Source organism: Cellulomonas uda (assembly GCF_006538705.1).
GTDB classification, from domain to species: domain Bacteria; phylum Actinomycetota; class Actinomycetes; order Actinomycetales; family Cellulomonadaceae; genus Cellulomonas; species Cellulomonas uda.
This window is the reverse complement of sequence record NZ_BJLP01000055.1, coordinates 1-24,889: the sequence shown is the minus strand read 5'-3', so window position 1 is coordinate 24,889 and position 24,889 is coordinate 1. Positions and strand designations below refer to the sequence as shown.

The following is a 24,889-nucleotide window of genomic DNA, read 5'->3' as shown; positions in this document are numbered from 1 at the left end:
GAGGGCCGGCACCCGTGGTGGGGTGCCGGCCCTCGCCGGTGCGGTGCAGCGTCAGCTGCAGGCCGTGCCGTTGACGGTGAACGTCGTCGGGCTCGGGTTCTGGCCGTTGTGCGTGCCCTGGAAGCCGATCTCGGTGCTCGCGCCCGGGGCCAGCGTCGCGTTCCACGACTGCCCGGTCGCGGTCACGGTCGTCCCCGACTGCGCCCACGTCGCGCTCCAGCCGCTGGACAGCTTCTGGCCCGCGGTCAGGTCGAACGCGAGCGACCACGTCAGGGGCGACGTGCCGGTGTTCGCGACCTTGATCGAGGCGGTGAAGCCGGTGTTCCAGCTGTTGGGCGTGTACGTGACCTTGCACGTGCCCGGGGGCGTCGTCGTCTCCTCGAGCGTCCGGAACGTGACGGCCGTGGAGGCGGCGGACGTGTTGCCCGCGGCGTCGACCGCGCGCACCGCGTACGAGTACGAGGTGTCGGGCGTCAGCCCCGTGAGCGTGAACGACGGCGTGGTGGGCGAGCCGACGAGCGTGCTCGTCGTGCCGGACACCCGCAGCACCTCGTACTTCGCGACGCCGGAGCCGGCGTCGGTCGACGCGGCCCAGGTGAGCAGCGCGCCGGTCGTCGTGACCGCGGTCGCCGCGGGTGTGCCCGGGACGGTCGGTGCGGTCGTGTCGGCCGGAGCGGTCGTCGTCGTGAACGTGACCGACGGCGACGACGCCGAGACGTTGCCCGCGGCGTCACGCGCCTTGACGGAGTACGTGTACGCCGTGCCCGCGGTCAGGCCCGTGAGCGACGTCGTCGCGGCCGTCGGGGAGGCGACGAGCGTGCTCGTCGTGCCCTGGACGCGGTAGACGTCGTAGCCCACGACGCCCGTGTCGTCGCTCGACGCGGGCCAGGTGAGCGTCGCGCTGGTCGACGTCACGGCCGAGGCGACCGGCAGGCCGGGCGCCGTGGGTGCCGTGGTGTCGTCCGGCACCTGGGTGCCCGTGGGCTCGGTGCCCCAGATGAGCGTGGTGCCGTCGTACATCGTGATGTTCTTCGTCTTGGCGAGGCCCGTCTGGGTCAGGCCGGTGAACGACGGGTCGTCGGTCGCGTCCCACCCGGCCGGGCCGGTGAGGCGGAACTGGATCTCGCGGCGGTGCTGCGACTGGCCGCCCGGGTGGATGTTCTGGCCGACGCACGACAGCTCGACGTACGCCAGGTCGCCGCCCGCGGAGACGCCCTTGCCGGACTGCGGACCGCACTCGGAGTAGTTGGCCGCGAGCGTCACGTCGGACGCGGCGAAGCCGTCGGTGCGGAACCAGTAGCGCAGCTTGCCGTTCTCGAGCGACCGCGCCGGGAACGCCGACTGGTTGCGGATCATGGCCTTGACCTCGGTGAACGTGCTCCCGGGGGCCTGGTTGAGCTGCGCCTCGACGAAGATCTCGTCACCGTCGGGCGTCTCGGCCACGGGGAAGTTCGTCAGCGCCGTGCCGCCGTACCGGTCCACCAGGTAGGCGAGCGCCGAGGTGAAGCCGGCGTTGTAGTCGGTCGCGACCTCGTTGGCGACGTAGTCCTGCCGGTCGTCCTTGTACGCGTCGTTGGCTGCGGACGGGCCGCCGACGAGCGCGCCGTACAGCACGTGCCGCGAGGCGGCGGGCGTCGTGATCGAGTCGAGCCACGAGCCGTGCGCGGTGCGGTGGTGCGGCATCGTCGGCGGGTTGGTGCCGAAGCCCACGACGTACGACGACTTGCGCGGGTTGTCGCCCAGCGCGTAGTTGATCTGCTTGACGCCGAAGTCCTGGTAGCGGGCCTTGCGCGTCGAGTCGGTGATCCAGTCGGAGTAGACGAGCGCGACGAACGAGGTGTTCGCGGCGTACCGCAGCGCGCCCCACGAGTCGAGCACGGCCATGCCGCCCGGCGAGTAGGCGATCCTCTGCCCCTCGGCGCCGACGGTCCAGTAGTCGAGCCAGCGGTTCGCGTCGTCGACGTACTTCTGCTTGCCGGTCTCCATGGCGAGCAGCGCGTACGTCGCGAACTGCTTGTTGTCCCACGCGACGGTCCACTTGAAGGACTTCGTCGTCGACTGGTTCTCGGTGCCGAGCTTGTCGTACTCGGCCTCCGCCTTGGCGAGGTACGTCGCGTCACCCGTGGCCTTGTACAGCCAGTACGCGCCCCAGACGAGCTCGTCCTGGTAGCCCGACCACGACTTGTAGTACGCCTGCGCGTCCTTGACGCAGTCGGAGTACGCGCCGCGGTACGTGTCCGCGAACGAGTACAGCTGCTTGGCGTGCGTGACGAGCGTCGCCGCGTACGACGGGTCGGAGTCCGCGAAGACGAGCGACGACGACGCCATCGCGGCGGCCGTCTCGGCCGCGGCGTCGGAGCCCGGGCAGGACGCGGTGATCTTGTACGCCGGGCGGGCCATCGTCATGACCTCGGCCGGGCCCCACCACTTGTGGTCGGCCTCGCCGCCGCCCACCTGCACGTACAGCTCGTTGGGCTTGGTGTGGGCCTTGATGAAGTAGTCGTTGACCCACTTCAGGTTGCCCTTGAGCTCGTCGAGCTGACCCGACTTGGTGTAGCCGGCGGGGGACTCGACGGCGCCCCACGCGAGCATCGTGGTCGTGAAGGCCATGGGGAAGCCGAACTTCACGTGGTCACCCGCGTCGTACCAGCCGCCCGTGAGGTCGACGCCGACGTCGGAGCCGTCCGACATGCCGGAGTCGCCGCGCCAGGAGACGGGGTAGTTCGCCGGCAGGTCGCCGGACGCCTGGGCCTGGTAGAAGAACATCGACTTCTGCAGGGCCTCCGCGTAGTTGTACGCGGGGGCGGCGCTCGCGGACGTCGCCAGGGGGACGACGAGCGCGCTCGCCGCGACGGCGAGGCTCAGACCGGCGGCGAGGCGGGTGCGCCCGCGGCCGCGGTGGGTGCCGGTGACCCGGCGGGATGGATAGGGGGACTGGGTTCGGCGACGCATGGCTCCTCTTCCCGACGCGCGGACACTGGCGGTCGCGGCCGAGACGTCGCCCCGGTGCGACACGCCAGGCGAATCGTCGGATCGGGGGACGAACCACCACAACGAACTAAACGATTCATCGCCGAGCGTCCCCCGCACGCGCGACGAGGCCCGGCGCACCGTGACGGTGGCCGGGCCCCGAGGAGTCGTGCGTCGGGCTCGTGCGTCAGGCTCGAGCCTCAGCGGGTGCGGCTCACACCTCGCCGCCGGCGGGCTCGTCGGTCGTCGGCTTCTTCGGTGCCGCGCGCCGCGTCGCCTTGCGCGCCGTGCCGGCCGCCGCGTCCTTGGCCTCGCCGAGCTTCTCGCCCAGCTCCTCCTTGGCCTCGGAGAGCTTCTCCCCGAGCTCCTCCTTGGCCTCGGCGATGCTGTGGCCGGCCTTGCTCGCGGCGTCGCGGCCCTTGGCGACGGCCGCACCGGCCGCCTCGCCCAGCGCGTCCGCGGCGTCACCCGCGGCGTCGGCCGTGCGCTCGCGGAGCGTGTCGCCGTGCGCGGCGGGCGCACTCGACGAGCCGAGCGCGTCGGTCGGCTCCCACGGCTCGGCCCACGGGTCGGTGGTGTCCTGCGACCGCTTCCACGCGGCGAACGCGGCGCCGAGACCGACGAGGCCCAGGAGGGTCCAGAACACCTTGGCCCCGGTGTGCTTCTTCTCCTTCTTGGCCGCCGCGGCGGCCGCAGCGCTCGCGACGCCGGCCGCCGCCTTCGCCGACGCGGCGTCGACCGCCTTCTCCGCGGCCGCGCCCGCGCGCTCGGCGGCGTCGTTGACGGCCTGCACGAGCCGTGGCAGGACCTCGTCCACGAGCTTGTCGTGCGCGGTGTCGATGGCCGGGGAGACCTTCTCGGCGGCCTGCTCGACCTTGGGTGCAGCGGCCTTCACGCTCTCCTTGTACAGGTGGTCGACGCGCGGCAGCAGCCAGTCGACGAAGGCCTCGACGCGCGGCGCGGTCCACTCCTTGGCGAGGACGGCCGCGTCCGCGGCCTTCGACGCCGCCGTCGAGCTCGCGTCCTTGAGCGTGCCCGCCGCGGCCTTCGCCTGGTCGGCTGCCAGACCTGCCTGCTTCTTGAGCTGCTCGGTGTCGACCTCGATGTTGGGCCGGCTCTTCAAAGGCATGTCCACTCCCCACGGGTCCAGGTGCTGACCTCCCACTCTGCCACCGCGAGGCCGCGCGTGCAGCGGACCGGCGACGAGTGCCGTGCCAGACTTGGCCGCATGTTCGCGACCCTGCACACGACGGCCGGTGACATCCGGATCGAGCTCTACCCCAACCACGCACCCACGACCGTGGCGAACTTCGTCGGCCTGGCGAAGGGCACCAAGGAGTGGACGGACCCGGCGACGGGTGCCAAGCGCACCGACTCGCTCTACGCGGGAACGGTGTTCCACCGCGTCATCGAGGGCTTCATGATCCAGGGCGGTGACCCGCTCGGCACGGGCCGCGGCGGCCCGGGCTACAACTTCGACGACGAGATCCACCCGGAGCTCGGCTTCTCGGAGCCCTACCTGCTGGCCATGGCGAACGCCGGCAAGCGACTCGACCCGGTCACGGGCAAGGTGGGCGGCACCAACGGCTCGCAGTTCTTCATCTCGGTGGCCCCGACCACGTGGCTCAACGGCAAGCACACGATCTTCGGCAAGGTCGCCGACGACGCGAGCCGCGCCGTGGTCGACGCGATCGCGACGAGCCCCACGCGTCCCGGTGACCGCCCGGTGCAGGACGTCGTGATCGAGTCGGTCGAGATCGAGGACTGACGCTGAGCGAGCAGCCAGAGCAGCCACCGGTCTGCCCGCGCCACCCGGACCGCGTCGCGTACGTCCGGTGCCAGCGGTGCGGGCGGCCGGTGTGCCCCGACTGCCAGCGTCCCGCGGCGGTCGGCGTGCAGTGCGTCGACTGCGTGCGGGACGCCGCGTCGACGCAGCGCACCGCGCGCACGCAGTTCGGCGGCGTGGTCCGCCCGGGCATCCGGCCCGTCGTGACGCTCACGATCATCGCGGTGTGCGTCGTCGCGTTCATCGCGCAACGGACGGCCCCCGACTTCACGAACCGCTGGTACTACTCGCCCTTCTGGGGCCACGAGGAGCCGTGGCGGTTCCTCACGGCCGCGTTCCTGCACTCCGAGGGCTCGTTCTTCCACATCCTGCTCAACATGGTCGCGCTGTGGGCCGTCGGCCCGTACCTCGAGGTGCAGCTCGGCCGCGCGCGGTACGTGACGCTCTACCTGCTGAGCGCGCTCGGCGGGTCCGTCGTGGTGCTGCTGTCCGCCGCCCTCGGCTGGTCGAGCTGGTACGGCGGGGTGGTGGGCGCGTCCGGGGCGATCTTCGGGCTGTTCGGGGCCGCGTTCGTCGTCATGTGGCGGTCGGGTCACCCCGCGCAGAGCATCCTCGGGATCATCGCGGTCAACATGGTGTTCAGCTTCGTGGTGCCCGGGATCTCCTGGCAGGGGCACCTGGGCGGGCTCGTCGTCGGCGCGCTCGTCGCCGCCGGGTACGCGTTCGCGCCCCGGGACCGCCGCCGCCTCGTCGCGGTCGCGCTGCCCGTGGTGACGCTCGTGCTGCTCGTCGCGGTGACGACGTGGGCGTACGGGCGGGCGCCGGCGGAGGTCCGCGAGCTGTGGACACTGCCGCGTGACGTCCTGTGGACGGCGTTCTTCGGCCAGGGCTGACGTCCGCCGTGGCGCGCCTGCGGACGAGTCACACGGGTGGAACTACACACGTGTAGTTATCCACAGCTGTGTCCACCGCTGGGGATGACGGGCGTGGTCCCGGACCCGTCGTCAGGACGCGACGAGAGACGGCGAGAGGCGCCGACCCCGGTCCGGGGCGGCGCCTCTCGTGCGTGCGGCGGCGTCAGGGGCGCGCGTCAGCGCCAGCGCGTCGTCATGCTGAAGCCGGCGATGATCAGCGCTGCGCCGACCGCGAGGTTCCAGCTCCCGATCGGCAGGGGGAGGTCCGCGCCGTTCGTCGAGCGGGCGATGTAGAACGTCACGATCCACACCAGGCCCACGAGCATCAGCCCCAGCATCACGGGGACCCACCAGCGCGGGCTGGGCTTGGGCGCGGCCTTCGCCGGCGGCGGCGTGTACGTGGCCTTCTTGCGCGACTTCGACTCGGGCACCGAGATCTCCTGCTCTGCGACGAGGGACGCACCCGCGGATGCGTACCCCCACCGGGTGGGGTCGGACGGGGCCTGCGCACGGGGCCGGGCTCGGCGGCCCACGGGGGACCGGGATCGAGACCAGGCCGAGACCGGACGGTCGGCACCATCGCCTAGCGTAGTGGGCGACAATACCGTGCCGGCGCGGACCGTCGGCCAGCAGGACACCAGCAGCACGCCGGCCCCGGCGACGTCCGGGGCGCAGCCCGAGGGAGGAGCGCGTGATCGAGCGCACGCACCGCGCGAACCGTCGCGTCGCGCGCGGCACCGCCTCGGTGACGATCGTGCTCGCGCTGTCCGGTGCGCTGTTCGCCGCGAACGCCAAGTTCGCGCGCGCGTCCGACGCCGAGCGCCACCCCCAGGACCTGCGCGAGCTCGCGATCGCCGAGGTCGACCGCGTCGCGGGGCTCACGTCCGAGGTCGACGCGCTGCGCGGCCAGGTGGACGCGCTCACCGAGTCCGCCGCGGCCGCCGCGGGCACCGAGATCGCCGACCCGCCGACCGCGTTCCGCGTCGAGTCGGGCGTCCTGCCCGTCGCCGGTCCCGGGCTCACCGTCACGCTCGACGACGCCCCGCAGGACCAGCCGGGCCTCGAGGACATCAGCCCCGACGTGCTCGTCGTGCACCAGCAGGACATCCAGGCCGTCATGAACGCGCTGTGGGCCGGCGGCGCCGAGGCGATGTCGCTCATGGACCAGCGGGTCATCTCGACCAGCGCGTTCCGCTGCGTCGGCAACGTGCTGCGCCTGCAGGGGCAGGTGTACTCACCGCCCTACGTCATCCGCGCCGTGGGCGACCCCGACCTCCTGCGCGCCGCGCTCGCCGACTCACCCGAGGTGAACGCGTACCGCGCCGACGCGGCGTCGGTCGGGCTCGGCTGGTCGGTCGAGGCCGACGACGACCTGCTCATCGACGCGTACTCCGGCCCCACCGACCTGCGGCACGCGACGGTGCCCGAGGGCACCGAGGTGCTGCCCGGGCTCGACGAGGCCGCCGCGTCCGTGGCCGAGCAGAGGGTCACGACGCTCGGCGGCACCGGCGGCACCGACGGGTCCGGCACCCCGGCGACCGAGAGCGGGGGACCCACGCCCGGATGACCACACCGACCCATGTCCGCGCACGTCGCCGACCCTCGCGCGGTGCGCGCGTGGCGTACGGCGCGCTCGGCGTGCTGGGCGAGCTGCTCATCACCGCCGGTGTGCTCGTCCTCGCGTTCCTGGTCTGGCAGCTGTGGTGGACGGACGTCGAGGGCAACCGGGCGCAGGCCGAGGTGGTCCGGGAGCTGCCGCGCGTCGAGGTGCCCACGCCCGCGCCCAGCGCTCCCGGCGGACCGCTCGTCGCGAGCCCCCGGCGCGACGACCCGCCCGTCATGGCCGAGGTCCCGCACGCCACCACGTTCGCGACGATCCAGGTGCCGCGCTGGGACGGCGAGCCGGAGCGTCCCGTGAGCGAGGGTGTCGACCGGGCGACCGTGCTCGACGTCCTGGGCGTCGGCCACTACCCGGGGACCGCGATGCCGGGCGGTGTGGGCAACCTCGCGCTCGCCGCGCACCGCACCACGTTCGCCAAGCCGTTCAACCGGATCGCGGAGCTGCGGGAGGGTGACGCGCTCGTCGTGCGCACGGCGACCGTCGACGGCGGCCCCGGCTCGGACACCTGGTACGTGTACCGCGTGACGTCGTGGCAGGTCGTGCGCCCGTCGCAGACCGAGGTCATCGCGCCCGTGCCGGACCGGCCCGGCGAGTCGCCCACCGAGCGCTTCATCACCCTGACGACGTGCCATCCGATGTTCTCCGCGCGTGAGCGGTACGTGGTGCACGGCGTGCTCGACTACTGGGCCCCGGTCGCGGACGGCACGCCCGCCGAGCTGCTCGGGGACGCATGATGAATGCCCGCGACGTGCCGGCCGACGGGAGGCGATGATGTACGCATGGCTCTGGCGGCACCTGCCCGGGCCGGCCGCGGTGCGCGTGCTGGTGCTCGCGGTGCTCGCGGTGGCGGTGCTCGCGGCCTGCTTCGTGTGGGTCTTCCCGGCGGTCGCGCCGTACATGCCCTTCAACGACACCACGGTGGGTGAGTGACGATGACCCGGATCCTCGTGATCGACAACTACGACTCGTTCGTCTACACGATCGTCGGGTACCTCGACCAGCTCGGCGCCGAGACCGTCGTCGTGCGCAACGACGCGGTGCCGCCGCTCGAGGAGCGCACCGGGTTCGACGGCGTGCTCGTGTCGCCCGGGCCCGGGACGCCTGCCGAGGCGGGCCGCAGCATGGACGTCATCCGCGAGTGCGCCGCGACCGGCACCCCGATGCTGGGTGTGTGCCTCGGGCACCAGGCCCTCGGGGAGGTGTTCGGCGGGACCGTCACGCACGCGCCCGAGCTCATGCACGGCAAGACGAGCGAGGTCACGCACGACGGCGTGGGCGTGCTCGCGGACCTGCCGAGCCCGTTCACCGCGACGCGCTACCACTCGCTCGCGGTGGTCGACGGGACGGTGTCCGACGAGCTCGTGGTCACCGCGCGCACGGGCGACGTGATCATGGGCCTGCAGCACCGCACGCTGCCGCTGTACGGCGTCCAGTTCCACCCCGAGTCGGTGCTGACGGAGGGTGGTCACCGGCTGCTCGCGAACTGGCTGGAGCTGTGCGGCGACGAGCAGGCCGTCGCCCGGTCAGCGGGTCTGCACCCGCTCGTGCGCCTGTAGCCCCGGGCCCGCGTGCGGGCCGGCCCGTCATCGACTGCCGAGGCCGGTCCCCGCGAGTCAGCCGTCCTTGCTGCCCCGGCTGTTGCCGCCGCCGTTGCCGGGACCCGGCGACTGCGTGTCGCCCGGGTCCGGCTGCTGCGTCTGCTCCGGCGGGCCGGACGAGACGTAGATGACGATCAGGTCGTCGAGCTGCAGCTCGGTGCCCGGACCCGGCTCGGTCCACAGGACGCTGTCGCGCTCCTCGTCGGACGCCTGCTCCTCGCGGCGGATGTTCGAGAAGCCGAGCGCGCCGAGCGCCTGCGTCGCCTCCGAGAACGTCATGTCGTTGATGTTGTCCGGGATGCGCGCCGTCTCCGGTGCGACGGCGACCTGGATGGTCACCTGCGTGCCCTGCGGCACCAGGCCCGCGGGACGGTCCTGCTCGAACACCTTGCCGGCCTCGTGCTCGGTCGTCGTGACCTTGTTGACCGTCGCGACGAGCTTGAGCTCGGCGAGCTTGGCGAGCGCGTCCTTCTCGCTCATGCCGACGAGGTCGGGCAGGTCGACGTTGCCCGTGGAGACGTACAGCGTCACCGAGCTGCCCGCCTTGACCTGCTCACCCGCGGGCGGGTCGGTCTTGGTGACCTGGCCCTTGGGGAAGTTCGGGTTGTTGTCCTCCTTGCGGTCCCCGTTGACCGTCAGGCCCTGGCCCTCCAGGACCTGCTCGGCCTGCGACTCGGTCCGCCCGGAGACGTCCTCGACCTCGACCGAGTCGGGCCCGGAGGACACGACGTAGTCGACGACGCTCTCGAGCTCCACCTCGGTGCCCTCGGCAGGGTTCGAGCTGATGACCTGGCCCGCGGGCACCGTGGTCGAGCCCTCCTGGGTGCGCTCGCCCGGTACCAGGTCGGCGGCCTGGAGCGCGGCCACGGCCTCGTCCTCGGTCAGCCCGACGACGGTCGGCACGGCCACGGTCTTCGGGTCGTCCGGGCCGGAGTTGGCGACGAGCAGCGCGACGATCCCGGCGACGGCGAGCACGGCGATCCCCACGAGCACCCAGATGAGCCAGGGCCGCTTGTTCTCGTCGTCGTCCTCGTCGGAGCCGGCCGCGGCGAGGTCGTTGCCGATGCCGGTCGAGCCCCAGGGCGTCGCGGGCGGGAACGCCTGCGTCGGGGCGATGGTCGTCGCGGTCGGGGACATCACCTGCGTGGCGTCGGTCGCCGGGACGGCCGACACCGCGGCCATGCCGACCGGGGGAGCGCTGACGACACCGCCGCGCAGCACGGCCTCGAGGTCGGCGCGGAACTCCGCGGCGTTCGAGTAGCGGGCCTCGCGGTCCTTGGTGAGCGCCTTCATGGTGATGCGGTCGAGCGACTCGGGCACGTCGGACGCGAACGAGCTCGGCACGGGCGCGGCCTCGCGCACGTGCTGGTACGCCACCGACACGAGCGAGTCGCCCGTGAACGGCGGCCGCCCCGTGAGCAGCTCGAACAGCAGGCAGCCCGTGGAGTACAGGTCGGAGCGCGCGTCGACCTGCTCGCCGCGCGCCTGCTCGGGCGACAGGTACTGCGCGGTGCCGATCACGGCCTGCGTGGCCGTCATGGTCGCCGCGGAGTCGGCGACGGCGCGCGCGATGCCGAAGTCCATGACCTTGACCGCGCCCGTGGGCGTGAGCATGACGTTCGCGGGCTTGATGTCGCGGTGCACGATGCCCGCGTGGTGCGAGTACTCGAGCGCGGAGAGCACGCCGATCGTGATCTCGACGGCCTCCTCGATCGGCACCGCGGAGCCGTCACGCAGGATGTCGCGGACCGTGTGACCCTCGACGTACTCCATGACGATGAACGGCACGTGCGCGACGACGCCCGTCGGCTCGGTGACGATGTCCTCGCCCGTGTCGTACACGGCGACGATCGCCGGGTGGTTCAGCGCGGCGGCGGCCTGCGCCTCGCGGCGGAACCGGTTCTGGAACGACGGGTCGCGGGCCAGGTCGGAGCGCAGGATCTTGATCGCGACCGTCCGGCCCAGCCGCGTGTCGTGGCCGATGTGCACCTCGGCCATGCCGCCGCGGCCGATGAGCTCACCGACCTCGTACCGGCCGGCGAGGAGGCGGGGTCCGCTGTCCACCACTAGGCGTCCTTCACTTCCGTCTGGGGTCCCTGGTCGACGCGCGCAGGGCTGACATCCGGGCCGATCATCCCACCTGGTGGGGCCTGAGCGACGGACGTCCAGGTCACGATACGGGCGAGAGCGGCACCGGAGGGTGCGGAGTCCGCCTTGGTGAGCTGTCCGGCGAGCGCCGCGCCGAGCAGCGCGCCGAGCAGGAGGACGAGCGCGAGCAGCGGCCAGCTCATCCGGCCGAACCGGCCGAGCCGGGGTCCGGACCCCTGGAGCGTGCCCCGTCCGGGGGCCGGTGGGCGCGGCGGCACCGAGTCCGGGCGCAGGTCGCGCCGCGGGGGGTAGGAGGGCGGCTGCGCGCCGGACCCCGCGGGCGCGGTGGTGCCGGGCGTCGCGGTGCCGGGAGCGGCAGGGCCGGGCGGTGGCGGGGTGCCGGGCGGCACGCCGACGGGGGTCGGCGCACGCGGGGGCGTGAGCGGCCGCGGGGTGGGCCGGGACACGATCACGGGCACACCGCCCGCGGGGGTGCGCGGCAGCAGCCGGTCGAGCTCGCGCGCGAGCGCGGCGCCCGAGGTCGGCCGCTGCGCGGGGTCCTTCGACAGCAGGCGCACGACGAGGTCGGCGAGCTTCGGGTCGACCGCCTTGGGCAGCGGCGGGACGGGCGTGTTGACGTGCGCGACCGCGATGTCCACCGCGGTGGGGCCGGTGAACGGGCGGTGCCCGACGAGCGACTCGTACGCGATGATCCCCAGCGAGTACAGGTCCGACAACGGGGTCGCCGGGCGCCCCACGGCCTGCTCGGGCGACAGGTACTGCGCGGTGCCCATGACCATGCCCGTGGCCGTCATGGTCATCTGGTTGCGCGCGAGCGAGACGCCGAAGTCGGTGATCTTCACGCGCCCGCCGCGGCCCAGCAGGATGTTGCCCGGCTTCACGTCGCGGTGCACCACCCCGGCCTCGTGCGCGGCGTGCAGCCCTCGCGCGGTCTGGGCGAGGATCGGCAGGAGCCGACGCACGGGCAGCACGGGCTCGCGCTCGAGCAGGTCGGACAGCGGCTCGCCGGTGACGAGCTCCATGACCAGGTACGACGAGCCGTCCTGCTCGCCGTAGTCGAACAGCTGCGCGATGTTCGCGTGCGACAGCGCCGCGGAGTTGCGCGCCTCGGTGCGGAACCGCTCGAGGAAGCCCTGGTCCCCCGCGAACTCCTCCTTGAGCACCTTGACCGCGACGGGCCGCGCGAGCGACTCGTCGTACCCCTCCCACACCTCGCCCATGCCGCCGACGGCGATCTGCCGCACCAGCCGGTAGCGGTTGCCGAGCGCCTGGCCCGCCGTGGTCCTCATGACGCCGTCCTCATGAGCCGAGCACCGCCTGGATGACGGCCCTCGCGATCGGCGCGGCCACCCGCCCGCCCGTCGCCTCGGAACCGGCGGAGCCGCCGTGCTCGACGAGGACCGCGACGGCCACCTGCGGGTCGTCCGCCGGGGCGAAGGCGGTGAACCACGCGTGCGGCGCGGCGTCGTCGGAGGTCTGCGCGGTGCCGGTCTTGCCCGCGACCTGCACCCCGGGGATCTGCGCGGAGGTGCCCGAGCCGTTCGCGACGACGCCGACCATCATGTCCGTGAGCTGCGCCGCGGTGCCGGGCGAGACGGCCGTCGACAGCACCTCGGGCTCCGTCTGCGACACGACCGACAGGTTCGCGGCCCGGACCCGCTCGACGACGTACGGGCGCATGACCTTGCCGTCGTTCGCGATGCCCGCGGACACCATCGCCATCTGCAGCGGGGTCGCGGCGACGTCGAACTGCCCGATCGCGGACTGCGCGGTCTGCGGCGCGTTCGCCTCCGCGGGGAACCGGCTCGCCGTCACGGACATCGGGATCGTGAGCGAGGCGTCGTCGAACCCGAACCGCTCGGCCTGCTCCCGCAGCGCGTCGTCCCCCAGGTCCATGCCGAGCTGCGCGAACGCCGTGTTGCAGGACACGCGCAGCGCGTCGGCGAGCGTGATCGGGTTCGCGCCGCACCCTCCGCCGCCGAAGTTGCCGATCGTCGCGCTCGTCTGCGGCAGGTCCAGCCGCACCGGGGCGGGCAGCGTGCTGGACGCGTCGTACTCGCCGCTCTCGAGCGCCGCCGCGGCCGTGACCAGCTTGAACGTCGAGCCCGGCGGGTAGATCTCCAGGGTCGCGTTGGAGCGCAGCGGGTTGCCGTCGGCCGCCGCGAGCTCGGCGTAGGCCGTGTTGGCGGCGGACACGTCGTGCGACGCGAGCGCGTTCGGGTCGAAGCCCGGGGTCGAGACCATCGCCAGGATGCGGCCCGTGCTCGGCTCGATCGCGACCACCGCTCCCTGCTGGTCGCCCAGGCCCTCGAGCGCGGCCCGCTGCGCGGCCTCGACGATCGTCGTCTCCACGGCGGCGCCCTCGGGCTTGCGGCCGGTGACCAGGTCCCGCAGGCGCGAGAAGAACAGCTGGTCGCCGCGGCCCGTGAGCTGGTCGTTGGCGGCGCGCTCGAGCTGCGAGCTGCCGTGCACCACCGAGTAGAACCCCGTGACGGCGGAGTACAGCTCGCCGTCGGTGTACTCGCGCTGGTAGCCGAACGGGTCGTCGACCTTGACCGACCGTGCGACCGCGCCGCCCGCGACGACGATCGGCCCGCGCGCGTTGCCGAACTCGCGGTACAGCGTGCGCACGTTGCGCGAGTCCGCGTTGAGGTCGGGCGCCTGGACGAACTGCACCCACGTGGCCGAGCCCATGAGGGCCAGGAACATCACGAGCATCACGGTCGCCAGGTGGCGCAGGGGGGTGTTCACGCCAGGCCCCCGATCCGCTCGGTCGGGTGCTCGTCGTCGGGCTCGGCACCCACGCCCGCGCCCGTCCCCGGCGCACGGGTCGCGGAGGCGGCCGGCACGCGCGTCGGGCCCGCCTCGACCTCGCCGGGCAGCGGCTCGTCGGGACGCACGCCGCGCGCGGCCGGCGCGGGGCGACGCGCGTCGTCGGACACGCGCAGCAGCAGGGCGACGATGATCCAGTTCGCGAGCAGGCTCGAGCCGCCGTACGCGAGGAACGGCGTCGTCAGACCCGTCAGCGGGATGAGCCGCGTGACGCCGCCGACGACGACGAAGCACTGCCACGCCACGACGAACGCCAGACCGCCCGCGAGCAGCTTGCCGAACCCGTCGCGCACGCCGACCGCGGCGCGCATGCCGCGCTGCGTGAGCACCACGTACAGCATGAGGATCGCGAGCAGGCCCGTCAGGCCCAGCTCCTCGCCGAGCGACGGCACGATGAAGTCCGACTCGGCGTACGTCACCAGGTCGGGACGGCCCTGGCCCCAGCCCGTGCCGAACAGACCGCCGCTCGCCATGCCGAACAGCCCGCGCACGAGCTGGCCCGAGCCTCCGTACAGGCGGTCGAAGATCTCCGGGTCCATCGCGTGCAGCCACGCGTCGAACCGTGCCGCGACGTGGCTGAACACGCTGCTCGCGACCACCGCGCCGCCGACGAACATCAGCAGACCGATGACGACCCAGCTCACGCGCTCGGTCGCGAGGTACAGCATCGCGACGAACAGGCCGAACAGCAGCAGCGACGTCCCGAGGTCCCGCTCGAACACGAGCACCGCGATCGAGCCGGCCCACACGACGAGGATCGGGCCGAGGTCCCGCGCGCGCGGCAGCTGCAGCCCCGCGAACCGCGGGCCGGCCAGCGCGAGCGTGTCGCGGTGCGTCACCAGGTACCCCGCGAAGAACACGGCCAGCGCGAGCTTGGCGAACTCCGCGGGCTGCATGCCGACCGAGCCCACGTTCACCCAGATCCGCGCGCCGTTGATCGACGTCCCCAGCACCGGCAGCAGCGGCAGGCCGAGCAGCACCAGACCGACGACCATCGCGGTGTAGGTGTAGCGGCGCAGCGTGCGGTGGTCGCGCAGGCAGACCAGGACGGCGGCGGCGAGCACCACCGAGATCGTGGTCCACAGCAGCTGGCGGCCCGCGAACCCGTGGTCCTTGCCCGCACCCTCGTACGCGACGTCGATCCGGTAGATCATCGCCAGCCCGATGCCGTTCAGCGCGACCGTCACCGGCAGGATCACCGGGTCCGCGAACGGGGCGCGCCAGCGCAGCACGAGGTGCATCCCGAGGGCGAGCGCCGCCAGCCCCGTGCCGTACCCCAGCACGTCGGCGGGGACCTCGTCGGACGTGCCCAGCCCGACCAGCGCGTACGCGCCGACGGCGAGCGCGAGCGCGAGCACCAGGAGCCCGAGCTCGACGCCCCGTCCGGCGCGCACGCGGTGCGGCTCGACGGTGGCCACCGCGCTCACCCCTGCTCGCCGGCGCCGGCCGCCTGCGTCGCGAGACGCGTGGACGTCGCAGTCGGCTCGCCGGTCGGGTCGGTCGCGGGCTGCGTGGGGTCGGGGGTGCGCGTCGGGCTCGGCTCGGCGGTCGTGCTCGGGTCGGGCTCGTCGTCGGCGTCCTCCAGCAGGACGATCTCGTCGACGAGCGTGCCGGCGGACGCGCGGTCGTCGGCGTGGATGGTCTGCACGACGCGCTCGCGGACGTACTGCGACGCGATGTCGTCGACCGCGATGCCGGTGCGCTCGACGACCGTCGACAGCGTCACGGGTCCGAGCGACTCGGGCACACCCCGGAAGATCGCGACCTCGTCGCCGTCCACGCCCACGAACCACTGCGTGCGGGTCCATGCGTAACCGCCGGCGACGAGCGCCACGACGACCGCGAGCACCCCCGCTCCCGCGACGAGCGTGCGGGTCCGGCGCGAGCGCGCTGGCTCGTCGCCGTCCTCGTCGTCGTCCTCGGCGGCGGGACGCGCGTCGTCCGCCGCGTCCTCGAGGTCCGCGTCGTCGTCCGGGTCGCCGTCGGGGCCGCTCCCGTCCGGTGCGTCGTCGTCCGCGGGCCGGGCGCCCGCCAGGCCCGCCTTCTGCGCGCGGGCCGCGGCCTGCGCGAGCCCCGCGGCGCGGGCCGCGGGCCCGTCGGCCGCGACCGTCGGGTCGTCCCGCGTCGTGGCGGCCGCGCCGACGACCTGCGGGGCCGTGCCGGGGGCCGCGCCGTCGGGCAGGTCGTCGAGCTCGACGACGTCGGCGATCACGACCGTGACGTTGTCACCGCCACCGCCGCGCAGCGCGAGCTGCACGAGCCGGTCCGCGCACGAGTCGATGTCCCCGAGCTCGCGCATCGTGGTCTCGATCGTCTCGGCGCTCACGAAGCCCGACAGTCCGTCGGAGCACAGCAGCCAGCGGTCCCCCGCGCGCGCCTCACGCACCGACAGGTCCGGCGTGAGGTCGGTGTCGAAGTCGCCCAGCACGCGCATGACGACCGAGCGCTGCGGGTGGTGCTCGGCCTCCTGCGGGGTGATCCGGCCGATGTCGACCAGGTGCTGCACGAACGTGTGGTCGGTGGTGACCTGGGTGAGCACGCCGTCGCGCAGCAGGTAGCCGCGCGAGTCGCCCAGGTGGACCATCGCGAGCTTGTTGCCCGCGCGCAGGATCGCCGTGACGGTCGTGCCCATGCCCGCGAGCTCGGGCTCGGCGCCCGAGCGGGCCTTGATCTCCTCACGCGCCTCGTCGAGCGCGGACTCGAGCTCGTCGAGCGCGTCGTCGGGCCCGTGGGACTCGTCGTCGAGCGGCGCGAACGTGGCCACCGCGACCGACGACGCGACGTCGCCGCCCGCGTGGCCGCCCATGCCGTCCGCGACCATGAGCAGGTGCGGGCCCGCGTACGCGGAGTCCTGGTTGTTGCTCCGCACGAGTCCCACGTCGGACCTGGCGGCGTAGCGCAGCGCGACCGTCATCCGCCCTACCCCTGCAGCTCGATCACGCTGCGGCCCACCCGGACCGACTGGCCGGGGGTGAGCGGCGTCGGGCCGGAGATCTTGTGGTCACCCGACTGGTCGTGCACGAACGTCCCGTTGGTGGAGCCCATGTCCTCGACGTACCAGGCGCCGCCCTGCGGGAAGATCCGCGCGTGGCGCGACGACGAGTAGTCGTCCTCGAGCACGAGCGTGCAGCCGGGCGCACGCCCGACGACGACCGCCGACTGCGTCAGGGGCAGGATCGTCCCGGTGAGCGGTCCCTGCGTCACGACGAGGCGAGCGCCGCGCTGGGCTCCGCGCTGCGCGCGCTGGCCGCGCGCCGAGCGCGGCGCGGTCACGGGCGTGGGCGCGGTCGGCGGGCCCGTGGTCGCGACGGCCGGGCCGGCGGCGGCCGGCACCGGGGCCGGCGCGCCCGTGCGCGAGCGGCGCTTGGTGATGCGGGTGCCGTACAGGTCGCGGCGCAGCACGGCGATGGACGAGAGCACGAGGACCCACAGCAGGGCCAGGTAGCCCAGCCGCAGCAGGGTGATGGTCAGCTCGCTCATCGTGTGGGCGTCACCGGCCGGTCACTCGTCGACGTCCTGGTCGCCACCCGTCCAGAACAGGATCCGCGTGCGGCCGATGGTCAGGGTGTTGCCGTCGAGCAGCGTCGCCGCGGGGACCTTGTGGCCCTCGACGAACAGCCCGTTGGTCGAGCCCATGTCGGTCGCGACGACCGAGTCGGGGCCCACCCGGATCTCGAGGTGCCGGCGGGAGACGCCGGGGTCGTCGACGATGATGTCGGCCTCCGAGCCACGGCCGATGACCGTGACGGGGCCGGTGAGCAGGTAGCGCTGGCCGTCGATGTCGAGCAGCGGGTGGCGCGGGCTCGGTGCGGCGCTCGTCGCGGGCGCGACGGCGCCGCGCACGGTCGCCGAGTGCACCTCGAAGCGACCGGCCTCGAGCTCGGTGTTCTCCGCGAAGCTCACGGTCACCGGGCCGACGAACGCGTAGCGCTGACCCGCGGCGTAGTCGGTCACGTTCGCCGCGAACTCGTCGGCGAGCGTCTCCGCACCCCAGGCCTCCACCTGGTCGTAGTCCGGGGTGGAGAGCTCGATCGTGAACTCGTTCGGCACGACGGTGCGGTCGCGCCCGACGACGGCGGCGCGCTCGTCGACCTCCCGGCGCAGCCGGCTGGCCATGTCGACGGGCTTGAGCTCGCTGCGGAACGTCTTCGCGAACACGTTGTTCACGGCTCGTTCGACCCCGTTCTCGAATCGGTCGAGGAAACCCAACACCCACCTCCTCCCGGCTCACTCGGCACGCTCGGCGACCCGACCGCTCTCGTGGCGATCGGCGTCGGTCCGCCTCGATGGTATCCGCGCCCCGTCGTCGCACGTCGGCGCCGTGCGGGACGGACCCGCGACGGCGCCCGGCGCGACGGTGCGCGCACACCCGGACGGGTCAGGACCGCTTCTGCTCGTCGAGGAACTCCTTGGCCTTGTCCACGACGTCGTCGACGGTCTTGTCGGCGTTGTCGTCGGTGCGCGACTTGACCACGTCCGCGGCCTTGTCGAGCGCGGCCTTCGCCTGCTCCTCGTGGCCCTCGAGGGCGCCCTTCGCCTTCGAGACCAGGTCGTCGAGACCCATGTCACGCCTCCTTCACGTCGACCTTCACGTCGACGCGCGCCCGACGAGGCGCGCGTCCTGCCCCCACTCTGGTGGCCCGACGCGTCCGTGGGTAGGACCGCCGCACGGTCAGTCTCGTCCCGCCGCACGTTCGGCGCACCCGAACCGCCACGAACCCGGGCGTGACGGGCTGGGGCGACACCGCGCGGCACCGTGCGGCACGGTGCGGCACCGTGCGGATCCGCGTGGGCCCGGCGTGGACGGTGGCCCGTGTGGGTGGTGGGGTCCACGCTGGGGGCATGGTGACCATCTCGTGCTCGTGCGGTGCCGTGACCACCTCCCGTCGCAACCCCCTGCGGGGGCTCCCGCTCGAGGAGCGGATGGAGACGGTGCGCACCGCGTACAGCGCTCACGACGGGTTCCTCACGCTCGAGGTGGACTGCTCGTGGCACCCGGGCGCGCACGACGAGGACGACGAGCCGGGCACCGGCTGCGTGGTGCTGGTCGACATGGACGCGCTCGACGCGTGCGAGGGCCTGCCCGACGACGAGCGGCGCGGCCTGACGGCGCTGCTGGGCATCTCGCACGTGCGCGGCCGGGTGCTGCCCGCACCCGTCGAGGTGGGGTCGGTGCGGTTCCGGGTGTCCCCGTCGTTCGGGTTCGACTCCGAGGTCACGTACGTCGTGCACGACGGCCCGACGACGCTGCTCGAGCTGACGTGCCCGTTCGGCGGCCGCGACGAGCTGCGCTCGCTCGTCGAGCTGTACCGCGCCCACGGCCCGGCCGCGGTGGTCCAGGTCGACGGCCTGGCGCCCCGGATCGGGCTCGCCGCGGCGGTCGCCGGGGTGACACGCGCTCGGACCCCGTCGGTCGCCTGACGGACACGTGTCTCGTCTTTCGGTTCTTCCTGCGAGGATCGTCCCGCCGTTCGCCTAAAAAAAGACGGATGGCCGGTATGCTTTGTCCGGTTGCGCGGGTATATTGCCGCTGCACCGACAGCAGGGAGGGCGACGTGGCGCAGCAGGCGCGCGCGGTGGCGACCAGGAATGCGATCGTCGAGGCGGCCGCGGCCGAGTTCATCGAGCACGGGTTCGCCGGCGCGAGCATCGCGGACATCGCGCAGCGCGCGGGCGCGACCAAGGGCGCGATGTACTTCCACTTCCGCTCCAAGGAGCTGCTCGCGCAGGCCGTGATCGACCGGCAGCGCGAGCTCAACGACGAGCTGCAGGACAAGTTCGCCTCGAGCGACCTGTCCGCGCTCGCGATCCTCGTCTCCATGGTCCACGCGCTCGGCGACCTCATGCGCGACGACGTCGTGGCGCTCGCGGCCATGCGGCTCGCGGTCGAGGTCCCGGAGGGCGGCGACGACCGCGGCCCCACGTACGACGCGTGGGCGGCGCCCACCTCCGCCGTCATCAGCCACGCCATCGCGCAGGGCGACGTGCGCGACACGATCGACCCCGAGGTGCTGTCCCGGTTCCTCGTCGCGGCGTTCACGGGCGTCCAGACCGCGTCGTTCGCGTCCACGCGGCTCGAGGACCTCATGGACCGGCTCCACGAGATGTGGACCGTGCTCCTGCCGGGCATCGTCGCGCCCGGCCGCGAGCACGTGATCCCGGACATCCTGCAGCGGGCCTGACCGGGCGGGCGCACCGCACCCGGTCGTCGGTGAGCCGGGTCGTCCGTGGGCCCGGTCGTCGGTGAGCCCGGTCGTCGGTGAGCCCGGTCGTCGGTGAGCCCGGTCGTCGGTGAGGGCTAGACGAGTGCGTCCCGCACGGGTTCGTCGGTGCGGCTGGACGCCTCGCCCGGCTCGTCGGCCGGGAGCGTCCCGCTCGCGCACGTGATGACCGCGGCCGGGGTGCCCCCCTGCAGCACCTCGGTCCGGGTCGTCGAGCCGTCCCGCACGGCGCGCACGTCCGCGACGGTGTCGAGCTCGACGTACCGCGTGCACCGCACGTCGATCGCGGTGACGTTCTCTGCGGCGGTGAGCAGGTGGTGCGCGGTCATGGCCGCGCGCGCCAGGTGCATCGCCGGCACGTGGTCCACGCCGTGGTCGAAGACCATGCGGTCGTCGGCCTCCCAGCCGAGCCAGGCCTCGAGCGCGTCCGTCGTCGTGCGCACGTCGCCCAGCGCGGCGGGGTCGTGACGGTGCTCGACGTCCTGCCACGCGGGTGCGCCGCCCCGCAGGCGTGCGTGCACGCGCGGGTCGACGCACTGCAGGTCGCCCGACGCGTGCGCGACGAGCTCGCCGTCGATCGTGACCTCGGCGTCGAACACGTGCCGCACGAGCGTGCCGCGGCGGTGGTCCGCGGAGCGCGTGAGGAACCTGAAGCGCGCGGGGACGTCGCCGACGAACGCGGTCGGGTCGACCACCCAGCTCATCGCGACGCGCGACGCGATGAACGCGAACCCGAGCGGCACGCCGCCCGCGACGTGCGCGAGCGCGGTGCCCGCCTGCCGGAACCCCTCGAGCGCGAGCAGCACCGCGCTCTGGTGTGCGTACACGGGGTGCGGGATGCCCAGCGGGAGCACCACGTCGACGTCCCACACGGTCTGCGGGTCGAGCCGGGCGTCGTCGCCCGGTCCCGTCACGTCGGTGACGAGCATCGCCCACGGGTCGAGCTTGTGGACGTACCGCTGGTCGAAGGTGCTGCGCTGCATGGCTGCCTCCACGTCTCGGGCGTCCGGCACGCCCTCCCGTGCAAGTGAACGCTAGACCCCGGCGACGGTCATAACAAGACGGGCGGTCGGTTTCGTTTGTCACGGCAGCCGCCTTGGTCTTACCCGTTGACGCCGTGCGGCCGGGCGGTGCATCCTGAACTAAGCCGGACGTTCGGTTTGTTTCGCACTCGCCGCCGGGTGACCACCGGCAGGTCACCCGGCGGCGGCGGGGGTGCGGGCCCACGCCCGGTGCCGGCCGACGACCGTCGGGCGGGCGCCCGGACGGTCGAGAGGGAGCAGATGGACACGATCGCCACGCGAGACCCGCGGGGGGAGGTGCGGCTGCGCAGCGGCACCCGCTCGCGTGAGCTCGACGGCCGCATCGCCGTCAGCGCGGGTGAGAGCGCGGTGATCGTCGACGGCGCCGACGAGCAGGCGTTGTGGACCGCGATCGAGCCCGTGCTCCGCGCGGGCGTGCGCCCCGACCGGCTGCTCGCGGCGGTGCCCGAGCACGGGCGCGCCGTCGTCGCACGGATCCTCGCGCGGCTCGACGAGCACCACCTGCTGCGCGAGGTCGAGGCGGCGACCGAGCCGTTGCCCGCGCTCGACCACCTCGAGACCGTGACGCGCCGGCCCGCGGCCGCCGCCCGGCTGGTGGCCACGACGACGCTGCGCGTGCGGGGCTCGGGGCCCGTCGTCCGGAGCGTCGTGGCGCACCTCAACGCCGCGGGGTACGCCCGCGTCGTCGAGCAGCGTGAGCCCGCGGCGCGCGCGCTCGCCCGGGTCGAGCGGCAGGCCGCGGACCTCACGTGGCGGCCGGTCGCGTTCGCCGCGGGCGACGCACGCACCGTCGTCGTCGGCCCGTGCGACCGGGACGCGGACGCCGAGCTCGAGGCGGCCGTGCTCGCGCGCGTCGCGCGCGGCAGCGCCCCCGAGCCGGTCGTCGAGCCGGACACCACGGCGGGTACGGGAACGGGTACGGGGACGGGCATCGCGACCGGCATCGAGACAGGCACCCGTCCAGGCACCGACACGGGCGTGCGCACGGGCACGGCGGACGCCGGGGGCGCACCGGTGCCGTCCGTCCCGGAGACGCTGCTCGCGGAGCTCGTCGGCGCGCAGCTCGCGCTCGCGGCCCTCGACTCGAGCGCACGCGAGGTGGAGCCCGCGCCGCCCGCACCCGCGGCGCACTACCTGGTGACGACGAGCGGGCTCGTCAGCGAGCGGCACCCGCACGTCGCGCTCCCGCGCCTGGGCCGCGACGGCCGCGTCCTGGACGTCGACGCGTGGGCCGTGCGGGACGTCGTCGCGGACCCCGTCGCGCTCGCCCGGCTCGAGCCCGTGTGGGACCCGGTGCTCGGCGTCGTCGGCGAGCCGCTCCCGCTCGACCTGCCGCAGGCCCCCGTGGGGCTCGCGGCGCTCGTCGACGACGAGGGACGCACGCTCGGCGGCATCGGCACGACGACGGCAGCCGCACGCGTGGACGTGGTGCTCGACGCGCTGCGCGTCGCGACGGGACCCGCGGTGCACCGCGCGGGCAGCCTCGGGCTCGGGGTCGCCGCCACGGCCGCACGCGCCGACGCGGTCGCGCGGCTCGTCGAGCGCTCGGACCTGGGCTGGCGGCCCGCGCCGCTCGACCGCACACGGCTCGACGCGCAGGCGCACCGGCTGCACACCTCGCTCACGCGTCGGCTCGGGAAGCGCGCGGCCGTGGGGCTCGCCGTGTCGGGGACCGGGCTGTGCCGTGTCGACGTGCGGGACGCGGACGGCGACCTGCTCGGGCGTGCGGTCGCGACGAGCCCGGCCGCCGCAGCGGCCGGTGCGCTGCTGCGCGCGGTGGGGCGCGTGCAGTGGCACGAGTCGCAGGTCACGCTCGTGCCGACCGACCCCGTGCTCGACGTGCTCGACACGCGCACGGCGTCCGTGCGCACCGAGGTCGACGCGTGGGCGCGGGCGGCGGTCGCGGCGGGCGCGGTGCAGCTCGTCGAACCGGACCACGCCGACGGCTGGGGGGGCGTCGGCGTGCACGCGGCGGTGGCGTCATGGACGTGACGAGCGACGTCGCGGACGCCGTCGCTGTCGCGCTCGCGCAGGGGCGAGCGCGGCTCACCGCCGCCGGAGGGTCGCTCGCGGTGCGGGCGCACGGGAGCCACGTTCTCGTCGGCCCGCTCGTCGTGCCGGACGGGCAGGGCGGGTGCGCGGACTGCGCGCTCGCCTGGTGGACCGACGTGTCGCCGGGCACCGCGGGCGGCCCTCCCTGCCCCGTGGGGCTGGACTGGTCGCGCGTCGTGCGCGCGATGGTCGCGCGCGTCCTGGGCGACGAGCCCGCGGTGTGGCGGCGTGCGGTCCTCGCGCTCGACCGCGGTACGGGCCAGCTCACCGTGCACCACTTCCTGACGCATCCCGCGTGCGTGGTGTGCGCGCAGCCGCCCGGCCCGCCGGAGGCGCTCGACCTGCGGACGCCGCAGCCCGCGCTCGCCGCACCGCTGCGCACGCGCGCCGCGACGCGCGAGACGTTGCGCACGCACCTCATGGACCCCCGGTTCGGCCCCGTCACGCACGTGCAGCGCGACGAGGAGTCGCCGTTCGCGCGCGTGTCGGCGACCGCCGTCGTCCCGGGCCGCGCGCGGTTCGAGACGGGCTACGGGCGGGCCGTGTCCTACGCGGACAGCGAGGTGCCCGCGGTGCTCGAGAGCCTCGAGCGTGCGCTCGGCGGGTACCGCAGGCCGGCCGTGCCGGTCGTCGTCGCCGCGTTCGACGAGGTCGCGGCGCACGCGCTCGACCCGCGGCGGCTCGGTGAGCACGAGGTCGTCGGGCCCGGGCCGGCGTACGAGCCGTTCGCGCGCGGGCGCACGACGAGCTGGGTGTGGGCGCGCTCGACGCGCGAGGACCGCGCGGTCCTGGTGCCCGAGCACGTCGCGTACGCGTCCGAGCAGGGCGTGGGTGCGCGGTTCCTGCACGCGACGTCGAACGGCTGCGCGGTCGGCGCGACGCGCGAGGAGGCCGTGCTGCACGGGCTGCTCGAGGTCGTCGAGCGCGACGCGGCGCTGCTCGCCTGGTACACCCGCGCCCGGCTGGTCGAGGTGGTGCCCGCCGCGGGCGGTGCGCTCGCGGTCCAGCGGGACCAGCTCGCGCAGCGCGGCCTGCGGCTGCGGGTCCTGGACGTCACGTCCGACCTGCGGGTCCCGGCCGCGCTGGCGGTCGTCACGGCCGACGAGCAGGCGGTGCGCTCCGGCCGCGCGCCCGCGCTGGCGGTCGCCTCGGCGGTGGGCCCGGACGGGCGCACCGCGGTGCGGGTCGCGGTCGAGCGGTGCGTGACGCGGCTGCGGGAGCACAGCCCGTCGGCCGCGGAGCGGCGCCGCGCGATGCTCGACGACCTCGACCTGGTGCGCACGCGGGAGGACCACGCCGGGCTGTACGCGCTGTGGGAGGCGCGCCACCTGTGGCGCTTCCTCGACGAGCCCGCCGGCGCGGTCGCCGAGGCCGAGCACCACGTGCGGCACGCGCTGCCGACCGGGGACGTCGCGCACACGCTGCGCCTGCTGCTGGAGCGTGCGCACGCGCTGCAGCTCGACGTCCTCGTGGTCGACCAGAGCGCGCCCGAGCTGCTGGACGGGCTCGGCGTGCACGCCGTGAAGGTGCTGGTCCCGGGCACGGTGCCGCTGACCTACGGGCACCGCAACCGTCGCGTCCTGGGCATCCCGCGCCTCGCGCGGGGCGCCGCGATCCTGGAGGGAGCACAGCCGTGGGACGACGACCCTCGACCACACCCGGCCCCGCACCCGTTCCCGTGAGCCCGCTGCCGTACCTCGGACCGGCTCGTGCGCTCGCTCGTCGCAGGGGGGCGAGCGAGCG

22 protein-coding genes are annotated in these 24,889 nt (G+C 74.1%); 10 read left to right on the top strand and 12 right to left on the bottom strand.

Features of this window, described 5'->3' with window-relative positions:
• Positions 1-51: 51 nt before the first annotated feature.
• Positions 52-2,952, bottom strand: a complete 2,901-nt coding sequence (locus CUD01_RS13980; RefSeq protein ID WP_141321957.1) for a glycoside hydrolase family 9 protein — start codon at positions 2,950-2,952, stop codon at positions 52-54.
• Between the two features lie 232 nt (positions 2,953-3,184).
• Positions 3,185-4,099, bottom strand: a complete 915-nt coding sequence (locus tag CUD01_RS13975; protein WP_141321954.1) for a hypothetical protein — start codon at positions 4,097-4,099, stop codon at positions 3,185-3,187.
• Between the two features lie 99 nt (positions 4,100-4,198).
• On the opposite strand from CUD01_RS13975, the gene CUD01_RS13970 reads away from it, so the two are divergent.
• Together CUD01_RS13970 and CUD01_RS13965 are read left to right on the top strand one after the other, a co-directional pair.
• Positions 4,199-4,738, top strand: a complete 540-nt coding sequence (locus tag CUD01_RS13970; protein WP_094181423.1) for a peptidylprolyl isomerase — start codon at positions 4,199-4,201, stop codon at positions 4,736-4,738.
• Entirely contained in the window at positions 4,735-5,649 is a 915-nt protein-coding gene (locus tag CUD01_RS13965) for a rhomboid family intramembrane serine protease (protein ID WP_166772080.1), read from the top strand. Before CUD01_RS13970 ends, CUD01_RS13965 begins: the two co-directional genes overlap by 4 nt.
• 197 nt (positions 5,650-5,846) lie before the next feature.
• On the opposite strand, the gene CUD01_RS13960 is transcribed toward CUD01_RS13965, so the two are convergent.
• The gene (locus tag CUD01_RS13960) at positions 5,847-6,101 is read right to left on the bottom strand and encodes a cell division protein CrgA (RefSeq protein WP_094182391.1); all 255 of its coding nucleotides are present in this window, start codon (positions 6,099-6,101) and stop codon (positions 5,847-5,849) included.
• A 260-nt stretch (positions 6,102-6,361) separates the two neighbouring features.
• On the opposite strand from CUD01_RS13960, the gene CUD01_RS13955 reads away from it, so the two are divergent.
• Genes CUD01_RS13955 through CUD01_RS13945 form a run of 4 tightly spaced genes read left to right on the top strand, consistent with a single transcriptional unit; the run spans position 6,362 to position 8,847 of the window.
• Entirely contained in the window at positions 6,362-7,237 is an 876-nt protein-coding gene (locus CUD01_RS13955) for a DUF881 domain-containing protein (RefSeq protein ID WP_141321948.1), read from the top strand.
• Positions 7,234-8,025: a class E sortase gene (locus CUD01_RS13950; protein WP_094181420.1), complete on the top strand. Its 792-nt coding sequence runs from the start codon at positions 7,234-7,236 to the stop codon at positions 8,023-8,025. Before CUD01_RS13955 ends, CUD01_RS13950 begins: the two co-directional genes overlap by 4 nt.
• Before the next feature lie 37 nt (positions 8,026-8,062).
• On the top strand, positions 8,063-8,221 hold the full coding sequence (locus tag CUD01_RS16640) for a hypothetical protein (protein WP_166772060.1): 159 nt from the start codon (positions 8,063-8,065) through the stop codon (positions 8,219-8,221).
• Positions 8,222-8,223: 2 nt separating this feature from the next.
• Entirely contained in the window at positions 8,224-8,847 is a 624-nt protein-coding gene (locus tag CUD01_RS13945) for an aminodeoxychorismate/anthranilate synthase component II (protein WP_141321960.1), read from the top strand.
• A gap of 57 nt (positions 8,848-8,904) precedes the next feature.
• On the opposite strand, the gene pknB is transcribed toward CUD01_RS13945, so the two are convergent.
• The 8 genes from pknB to CUD01_RS13905 all read right to left on the bottom strand — a co-directional run bounded on the left by pknB (position 8,905) and on the right by CUD01_RS13905 (position 18,394).
• Complete coding sequence (gene pknB / locus CUD01_RS13940) at positions 8,905-10,956, bottom strand: Stk1 family PASTA domain-containing Ser/Thr kinase (RefSeq protein WP_141321946.1); 2,052 nt, start codon at positions 10,954-10,956, stop codon at positions 8,905-8,907.
• Positions 10,956-12,287, bottom strand: a complete 1,332-nt coding sequence (locus CUD01_RS13935) for a serine/threonine-protein kinase (protein ID WP_141321943.1) — start codon at positions 12,285-12,287, stop codon at positions 10,956-10,958. Before CUD01_RS13935 ends, pknB begins: the two co-directional genes overlap by 1 nt.
• Before the next feature lie 10 nt (positions 12,288-12,297).
• On the bottom strand, positions 12,298-13,749 hold the full coding sequence (locus CUD01_RS13930) for a peptidoglycan D,D-transpeptidase FtsI family protein (protein WP_141321940.1): 1,452 nt from the start codon (positions 13,747-13,749) through the stop codon (positions 12,298-12,300).
• Complete coding sequence (locus tag CUD01_RS13925) at positions 13,746-15,248, bottom strand: FtsW/RodA/SpoVE family cell cycle protein (RefSeq protein WP_094182389.1); 1,503 nt, start codon at positions 15,246-15,248, stop codon at positions 13,746-13,748. Before CUD01_RS13925 ends, CUD01_RS13930 begins: the two co-directional genes overlap by 4 nt.
• Positions 15,249-15,253: 5 nt before the next feature.
• Positions 15,254-16,744 carry a PP2C family protein-serine/threonine phosphatase gene (locus CUD01_RS13920; RefSeq protein ID WP_141321937.1) on the bottom strand — a complete coding sequence of 497 codons (1,491 nt, stop codon included), beginning with the start codon at positions 16,742-16,744 and terminating at the stop codon, positions 15,254-15,256.
• 5 nt (positions 16,745-16,749) lie between these two features.
• A complete protein-coding gene (locus CUD01_RS13915) occupies positions 16,750-17,310 on the bottom strand; it encodes an FHA domain-containing protein FhaB/FipA (protein ID WP_094181415.1) in 561 nt (186 codons plus the stop codon).
• A gap of 21 nt (positions 17,311-17,331) precedes the next feature.
• Complete coding sequence (locus CUD01_RS13910; RefSeq protein ID WP_094181414.1) at positions 17,332-18,039, bottom strand: FHA domain-containing protein; 708 nt, start codon at positions 18,037-18,039, stop codon at positions 17,332-17,334.
• A gap of 169 nt (positions 18,040-18,208) precedes the next feature.
• Complete coding sequence (locus CUD01_RS13905; RefSeq protein ID WP_094181413.1) at positions 18,209-18,394, bottom strand: Rv0909 family putative TA system antitoxin; 186 nt, start codon at positions 18,392-18,394, stop codon at positions 18,209-18,211.
• A gap of 278 nt (positions 18,395-18,672) precedes the next feature.
• Between CUD01_RS13905 and CUD01_RS13900 the strand changes: the two genes are divergently transcribed.
• Together CUD01_RS13900 and CUD01_RS13895 are read left to right on the top strand one after the other, a co-directional pair.
• Entirely contained in the window at positions 18,673-19,251 is a 579-nt protein-coding gene (locus CUD01_RS13900) for a hypothetical protein (protein WP_094181412.1), read from the top strand.
• Positions 19,252-19,385: 134 nt separating this feature from the next.
• The gene (locus tag CUD01_RS13895; protein WP_166772061.1) at positions 19,386-20,012 is read left to right on the top strand and encodes a ScbR family autoregulator-binding transcription factor; all 627 of its coding nucleotides are present in this window, start codon (positions 19,386-19,388) and stop codon (positions 20,010-20,012) included.
• Positions 20,013-20,128: 116 nt separating this feature from the next.
• Here the strand turns inward: CUD01_RS13895 and CUD01_RS13890 are convergent, their stop codons facing one another.
• A complete protein-coding gene (locus CUD01_RS13890; RefSeq protein ID WP_141321932.1) occupies positions 20,129-21,034 on the bottom strand; it encodes an AfsA-related hotdog domain-containing protein in 906 nt (301 codons plus the stop codon).
• A 300-nt stretch (positions 21,035-21,334) separates the two neighbouring features.
• Here CUD01_RS13890 and CUD01_RS13885 point away from each other — a divergent pair, with 300 nt between their 5' ends.
• Both CUD01_RS13885 and CUD01_RS13880 read left to right on the top strand, forming a co-directional pair.
• Positions 21,335-23,086, top strand: coding sequence for a hypothetical protein (locus CUD01_RS13885; protein WP_141321929.1), 1,752 nt, complete (start codon positions 21,335-21,337; stop codon positions 23,084-23,086).
• Positions 23,077-24,828 (top strand): YcaO-like family protein, encoded by a 1,752-nt coding sequence (locus CUD01_RS13880; protein ID WP_141321927.1) that lies wholly within the window; start codon positions 23,077-23,079, stop codon positions 24,826-24,828. The genes CUD01_RS13885 and CUD01_RS13880 overlap by 10 nt, the downstream gene beginning before the upstream one ends.
• The last annotated feature ends 61 nt before the right edge of the window (positions 24,829-24,889 follow it).